Source organism: Anaerophaga thermohalophila str. Valhall (assembly GCF_000250735.1).
In the GTDB taxonomy this organism is placed as follows: domain Bacteria; phylum Bacteroidota; class Bacteroidia; order Bacteroidales; family Marinilabiliaceae; genus Anaerophaga; species Anaerophaga thermohalophila_A.
This window is the reverse complement of sequence record NZ_AHZV01000207.1, coordinates 1-1,481: the sequence shown is the minus strand read 5'-3', so window position 1 is coordinate 1,481 and position 1,481 is coordinate 1. Positions and strand designations below refer to the sequence as shown.

General features: G+C 33.6%; 1 protein-coding gene. It reads left to right on the top strand.

Annotation, left to right across the window (positions count from 1 at the left end):
• Nucleotides 1–82: 82 nt before the first annotated feature.
• Complete coding sequence (locus tag OQ5_RS0111055) at nucleotides 83–1,405, top strand: ATP-binding protein (RefSeq protein WP_016777557.1); 1,323 nt, start codon at nucleotides 83–85, stop codon at nucleotides 1,403–1,405.
• Nucleotides 1,406–1,481 lie beyond the last annotated feature (76 nt).

Sequence of the window (1,481 nt, the reverse complement as noted above, 5' to 3'; positions counted from 1 at the left end):
GTTGCCGTTCATTGTAAGGAAAACATACCCCAAGAACATTCATTTTAGCTATATTTGAAAAGCTAAAAACAAAAGAATTAATATGCCGGAGAACCAAAATATCGAATGGAAAGAATCTTGGAGAGATGAATATTTAAAATGGATTTGTGGTTTTGCAAACGCAGATGGTGGAAAAATCATTATTGGCAAAGATGACAAAGGCAATATTGTTGGAGTAAAAAATCCTAAAAGACTACTCGAAGATATTCCAAATAAGGTAAGAGATATTTTAGGAATTCTCGTTGATGTAAACTTGCATGAAAGCCAAAATGGAAACTTCATTGAAATTAACGTAGAAGCTTATCCTTATCCGGTTAATTACAAAGGACAATATCATTATCGAAGTGGCAGTACCAAACAGGAATTAAAAGGGGCGGCACTTGACAAATTTATGCTTCAAAAAAAGGGAAAACGCTGGGACGGAGTGCCAATTCCCAATATTACAACTCAAGACTTAAAATCAGAAACTTTTGATTTTTTTCGCAAAAAAGCGGTAAAAGCACAACGAATTGATGAAGATGTTCTCTCGGACACCAATGACCATTTAATTGAAAATTTACAACTTAAAGAGAATGACTATATAAAAAGAGCCGCGATACTTCTTTTTCACCCAAATCCGGAAAAATTTGTAACTGGAGCGTACATCAAGATTGGATACTTTTTATCCGATGAAAATTTAAAATTCCAAGATGAAGTCCACGGAAACATTTTTGAGCAAGTTGAAAAAACGATGGACTTGCTCTTCACTAAGTATATTAATTCCTCAATTAGCTATGAAGGCCTGAACCGGGTAGAGAAATATGAATATCCCAAAGATGCTGTAAGAGAAGCTCTGTTAAATGCAGTTTCACATAAAGACTATTCAGAGGGAGTTCCTATTCAAATTAGCGTTTACCAGGATAAAATCATATTCTGGAATGAAGGAAAATTACCAGACAACTGGACAATTGAAAAGTTACTCACAAAACACCCATCAAAACCTTTTAATCCAGACATTGCAAACGCACTTTTCAGAAGTGGATATATCGAATCTTGGGGACGTGGAACAATAAAGATGATTAATGAATGTGTTCATTTTGGCATCCCAAAACCAATTTATTTTTATGATATGTCAGGCTTTTGGGTAGAATTCAGAAAAGAAAACCTAAATCCCGAGTATTTAAAAACTTTAGGATTAAATGAAAGACAAATAAGTGCCATTGAATATGTTAAAGATAAAGAGAAAATTACTAATAGTGATTATCAAACTATTTTTAAAGTATCCCGAAATACAGCAAGCCGAGACTTAATAGATTTGGTTGATAAAGGACTTTTAAAAACATCTAGCTTAAAAGGTGCTGGTTCATTTTACGAATTGCACCATTAATTGCACCAATTGCACCATAAAAACAGAAAGAAAAAACAAACAACTGAAAAGAAACAACGAAACGGCAACAAAGCTA

Coding starts and splice junctions, on each gene's coding strand:
- OQ5_RS0111055 (WP_016777557.1), top strand. CDS start 83: ATGCCGGAGAACCAAAATATCGAATGGAAAGAATCTTGGAGAGATGAA.